At 74.8% G+C, this 5,317-nt stretch carries 4 protein-coding genes and 1 pseudogene; 1 reads left to right on the forward strand and 4 read right to left on the reverse strand.

The window, feature by feature from the left end; translation table 11 throughout:
* Window positions 1-154 precede the first annotated feature (154 nt).
* From WMJ97_RS14310 to idi, 4 genes and pseudogenes are all read right to left on the reverse strand, one after another.
* On the reverse strand, window positions 155-1,033 hold the full coding sequence (locus WMJ97_RS14310; RefSeq protein WP_347349682.1) for a phytoene/squalene synthase family protein: 879 nt from the start codon (window positions 1,031-1,033) through the stop codon (window positions 155-157).
* Complete coding sequence (gene crtI, locus WMJ97_RS14315; RefSeq protein ID WP_347349683.1) at window positions 1,030-2,565, reverse strand: phytoene desaturase family protein; 1,536 nt, start codon at window positions 2,563-2,565, stop codon at window positions 1,030-1,032. Before crtI ends, WMJ97_RS14310 begins: the two co-directional genes overlap by 4 nt.
* Window positions 2,565-3,536, reverse strand: coding sequence for a polyprenyl synthetase family protein (locus tag WMJ97_RS14320; protein WP_347349685.1), 972 nt, complete (start codon window positions 3,534-3,536; stop codon window positions 2,565-2,567). Before WMJ97_RS14320 ends, crtI begins: the two co-directional genes overlap by 1 nt.
* Before the next feature lie 147 nt (window positions 3,537-3,683).
* Window positions 3,684-4,211: pseudogene (gene idi / locus WMJ97_RS14325) on the reverse strand (isopentenyl-diphosphate Delta-isomerase); the annotation flags it as partial.
* A 219-nt stretch (window positions 4,212-4,430) separates the two neighbouring features.
* Between idi and WMJ97_RS14330 the strand changes: the two are divergent.
* A partial coding sequence (locus tag WMJ97_RS14330) for a MerR family transcriptional regulator (protein WP_347349684.1) occupies window positions 4,431-5,317 on the forward strand: 887 nt, incomplete at its 3' end.

Raw genomic sequence — 5,317 nt, forward strand, 5'->3', positions numbered from 1 at the left:
CGACAACCCCACCTCGACGACGAAAACCGACCTCGCGCGTGCCACAGCACGCGCAACGTCGGTTTTCGTCGTCGAGGTGCGGTGAGCGTCTGCGAGGTGACCGCCCATCGCGAACATGGCCTCGATCATGCGGGTCCGGCGCCTGACCCGCCGGTCACCCCCGGGAGAGCCCGACCAGCCGCGCCCGCGCGGCGAGGGCGAGCTTTTCGGCGTCCGGGACGCGGATGCGTCCGGAGAAGACGTCGTAGCCGGCGTCCTCGATGCGGTCGAGGATGCGCCGGTACAGGATCAGCGCGGTCCCCACGCACCGCCGGGACGCCCGCGGCAGCATCGCGAGCCCGGCCTCCGCCTCCACGTACAGCTGCCGGTTTCGGAGCACCTGCTCCCGCATCATCGCTTGCCAGGCCGGCGTCACGCGGCGTAGCCACGGGTCGGCGCCGTGGCGGGCGAGGTCGTCCTGGGGCAGGTAGACGCGGCCGCGGTCGAGATCCTCGCCGACGTCCCGCAGGAAGTTCGTGAGCTGGAACGCCAGCCCCAGCGCTCGAGCAGGCCCCTTCGCCTCGGGGCTCAGCGGCTCCAGCACCGGCAGCATCATCTCGCCGATCACGGCCGCGGACCCCTCCATGTATCCGTCCCGCAACTCCGGCCAGGACGCCCACGTGGTGCGCGACAGGTCGAGCTCCATCGCGTCGAAGAACCTGTGGAAGCAGTCCGGGTCCGTCCCTCGCCTCCTGATGCTCTCGACGATGGCGTCCATCACCGGCTCGTCGGCCTCGCCGGCCTCCAGGGCTTCGAAGAACCACTCCCGGAAGGCCGCCAGCCGCTGGGCGGGCGTCCCGAGGCGGGGGACCGCGAGGTCGACCATGTCCGGCTCGTCGACGAGGTCGTCGGCCAGCCGGCACAGCGCGTAGACCGCGTAGACGTCGCGGCGCTGGTCGGGCGGCAGCAGCAGCGCGCCCCGGTAGTACGTCGTGCCGTGGCGCCGGGTGAGTTCGGCGCAGCGGCGGCGTCCGGACGCGAGCAGGCCGGTCATCGCGCCTCCCCGCTCGGACGCCGGTGCGCTCGCGCGGACGCCCGCCGCCCGGCCCCCTCCCGGACGCGCTCGGCGGCCAGCTTGCCCGAGATCAGCACCATCGGGATCCCGACCCCGGGGGTCGTCCCCGACCCGGCGAACACCAGGCCCGGGACGCGGCGGTCGACGTTCCGCGGACGGAACGGCCCCGTCTGGGCGAACGTGTGCGCCAGCGCGAACGGCGTCCCGGCGGCCATGCCCTGGGCCGCCCAGTCGTCGGGCGTGACGAGGCGCTCGGTCACGATGTCGGTCGGGTAGCCGTGCTCGCGCAGGAACGTCAGCATCCGCTCCCGCACGCGCGGCCCCTCGGCGGCCCAGTCGAGGCGCCCCGCATCGAGATTCGGCACCGGCTCCAGCACGTAGAGGGTGTGGCAGCCGGCGGGGGCGGCGTCCGGGTCGTCGAGCGACGGCACCGCGACGAATCGCGACGGGTCCGCCATCGGCCGGCCCCGGTCGATGAGGTCGGCGAAGGCGTCCTCCCAGGCCCGCCCGAAGTGGATGTTGTGGTGCCCGGCCCCCTCGGGCAGCTCACCCCGGACGCCCACGTGCCAGACCACCGCCGACGGCGAGAACGTCCCGCGCCGGGCCGTCCGTGGCGGCCGGACGCCCGGCAGCAGCCGCGCGTAGGCGACGGGCAGGTCCGCGGTCACGACGACGGCGTCCGCCTCGATCAGTTCCCCGGACGCCAACAGCACCCCGGACGCCGACCCGTCCGGGTGGCGCGCGACGCGCGTCACCTCGCTGTCGTAGCGGATCTCCGCCCCCGCCTCGGACGCCGCCGTCGCCATCGCCCGCGGCACCGCGTGCATGCCGCCGACGGGGAACCGGACGCCCTCCACCGAGTCCATGTACGCGATCACCGCGTACAGCGCGAGCGCCTTCGCCGGGTCGAGCCCGGCGTACAGCGCCTGAAAGCTGAACGCCCGATGGAGCCGCTCGTCGTCGAACCAGCGCGCGATCTCGGGGCCGAGGCGTCCGAAGCCGCGCAGCCGCAGCAGCCGCAGCATCGCTCCCGGGTGGCGCAGCAGGTCGAGCGGCGAGTCGTAGTTCACGTCGATGAAGAAGGGCACCTCGACGTCGTTCAGCTCGCGCAGCCAGCCGACGAAGCGGTCGAACGCGGCGGCGTCCTTCTCCGAGCACGCGCGCGCGATCTCCGCGCGCATCGCCTCGTGCCCGGGCCGGATCAGCAGCCGCGAGCCGTCCGCGAAGTGGGCGTGGTAGCCCGGGTCCAGCAGCCGCAGGTCCACGTAGTCGGACGCCGCCCTGCCGACGGCGGCGAAGGCGTCCTCGAGCAGGCCGGGCATCGTGAAGACGACCGGGCCGGTGTCGAACCGGAACCCGTCTTGGACGAGCGTGCCGTTGCGCCCGCCCGGCACGGACTCGCGTTCCACGAGGGTCACGCGGTACCCGTCGCCCAGCAGGTGCAGGGATGCCGCCAGCCCGGATAGCCCGGCCCCGACGACGACCACGTGATCCGGTCGCGCCGCCCCCATCAGGCCTCCCGCCAGGCGGCCGCGCGGGCAGCGTCCATGATGCCGGCGGTGCCGCGGGGGGTGAGCGGCAGGGCGGCCAGGCCGGCCTCGGCGTCCCGGACGGCCGCGGCGATCATGCGCTCCACCTCGGCCTCGACGCCGGCCCGGCGCATCGCGTCGGCGAGGCGCGGGACGTCCTCGCGGGCGAACGACGACGTGCCGACCCGGTCGAGGAGGGCGGCGTCCGGGCCGGCGAGGCGGTCGCGGGCGAGCGCGAGCAGCTCGGTGGGCTTGCCCTCCAGCAGGTCGTCGCCGGCGGGCTTCCCGGTGGTCGTGGGGTCGCCCCAGACGCCGAGTAGATCGTCCCGGAGGGCGAACGCGCGGCCGATGCGGTCGCCGCTCGCCAGCAGCCCCGCGACGAGTTCGGGCGGGGCGCCCGCGGCGACCGCGCCGAGCTGCAGCGGCCGGACGATCGAGTACCTCCCCGACTTCAGCCGCGCGACGCCCTCGGCGTGGCGGGCGTCCCGGCGGCCGGCCGCCGCCCCGGTGAGATCGGCGCGCTGGCCCGCGATCAGCTCGACGCAGAGCGCGTACCAGGCGTCCCGCAGCGCGGGCGGCAGACCGTCGACGAGGCGGTCGGCGACGGTGTGCGCGAGGTCGCCGAGCAGGATGGCGAGGTTCACCCCGAAGGCGTCCGGGTCGCCGTCGGCGCCGGCCGCCCGGTGCCAGCCGGACGCCTCCACGTGCGCCGACGGACGCCCGCGGCGCGTCGTCGAGGCGTCCATGACGTCGTCGTGGACCAGCGCGAACAGGTGCAGCGTCTCCAGAGCGGCGGCCGCGCGGATCATCCGCCGATAGCCCGCCGCCCCGGGCGCGCCCCCGGCCGCCACGTAGCCCCAGTGGGCCATCGTCACGCGCAAGCGCTTGCCGCGGCCCAGAAGGAGGCCGCCAAGCCAGCCCGGAAGGTCATCGGGAAGAACGTCCAACCCCACCGGCCCGACGTGACCGGCCCACGCGTCCCCCAGCTCGGCGAGCGCGTCGGCGAGCAGCGCGTCGACGGCGCGGATCGCCTCGGCGGGGTCGCTGGCGACGGCGTCCGCCGGGCAGGGGGAGCCGGCGAAGGCCGCGTCGATCTGGGGGACCTGCAGGATCGACCACGGGCTGTAGACCTGCGGGGTGGCGGCGACGGCGGCCGCGAGGTCGTCCCAGCGCACCCAGGCCCATTCGGCGACCTCGTCGGCGTCCGGGGTCGGGTCGTCGTCGGTCACGAACCCCCCGAAGACCGGGCAGACCTCGTTCTCGACCACCCCGGACGCATCCGTGGCCCGGTACGCGAAGTCGGGCAGCAGCGGCGTCAGCGGGCCGACATGGAGGCCGAGTTCCTCGCGGATCCGGCGGCGGGCGGCGTCCTCGAGCGCCTCGCCGGGGCGGGGATGCCCGCAGCAGGAGTTCGTCCAGACGCCCGGCCAGGTCTTCTTGGCCAGGGCCCGGCGCGTGAGCAGCACCTCGCCGCGGGCGTTGAACAGGTACGTGGAGAACGCCAGGTGCAGCGGGGTGTCGCGATCGTGGACGGTGAGCCGGTCGGCGCGGCCGATGGGACGCCCGCTCGAGTCCAGCAGGACGACGTCGTCGCTCGTGGCGAACGGATGGGGGGAGGTGCGCGGCATCACGTGTCCAATGTTTGTCTAAGGTTGAGTCGACCTTACGTGCCGTGCCGCGGAGAAGCAACGGCTCGTCGGGGTGGGCGGGGCCGGGCGTCTCCGCGGCACGGCGGCACCCCCGGAGCTTGGTTGTCCAAGGTTTGTCGAAGGTCTCGCCCGCCTTTACGCTGCGAAGGTGGACAAGGACGCCGCACCGCGCCGAGCCTGCGACGAAGGGGCGCTACCGTGAGCCACGCAGTCGAGCGGGGAGGCATCGTGTACACCGTCAAGCAGGCGGCCGCGCTCACCGGGGTCAGCGAGGCGACGCTGCGGGTCTGGGAGCGACGCTACCGGCTGGTGACCCCGGCGCGGACGGCGTCCGGGTACCGCCTCTACGACGACGCCCAGGTGCACCTCCTCCGCGAGATGGCCGCGCTGGTCGCGGCCGGCGTCCCGGCCTCGCGCGCCGCGTCCGCCGTCGTCGTTTCCGGGCTGTCGGACGCCTCGTCCAGCCTCGATCCGTCGAACGCGGGCGAGGCGGGTGATGACCTGGTCGGCGCCACCGCCGGCCTTGATCTCTTGCGCCTGGACGCCGTCATCGCCCACGCCTTCGCGCGAGCGCCCTTCGAGCAGGTCGCTGACGATTGGCTGCTGCCGCAACTCGTTCGGCTCGGGGACGCCTGGCAGTGCGGTGAGCTCACCATCGCCCAGGAACACGTCGTCAGCGCCGCTCTCATGCGGGCGATCGGGCGCGTCTACGAGGCGGCCCCGACGCAGGCGCCCGCGGCCCCGGTGCTCGTCGGCCTGCCCGCGGGCGCCCGGCACGAGCTCGCGCTGTTCTGCTTCGCCACGTGCCTGCGCCGGCTGGGCGTGGGCGTCGTCTACCTCGGGTCCGACACGCCCGCGGACGCCTGGGGCGCCGCCGTGGTCAGCCTGCGGGCGCGCGTCGCCGTCATCGGGGTGACCTCGCCCGGCGAGGCCGGCCCGGCGCAGGAGGTGATCGACCGGCTCGCCTCGATCCACCCGCCGGTGTCGATCTGGACCGGCGGATCGGCCCGGGGGTCGGTCAGCGGGGCCACCGCGTTGCCCGATCGCGTCTCCGACGCCGCCGGCGTCCTCAGCCGCAGCCTGCT

Origin of the sequence: Nigerium sp., from assembly GCF_039811905.1 — a bacterium.
GTDB lineage: Bacteria > Actinomycetota > Actinomycetes > Propionibacteriales > Propionibacteriaceae > Propioniciclava.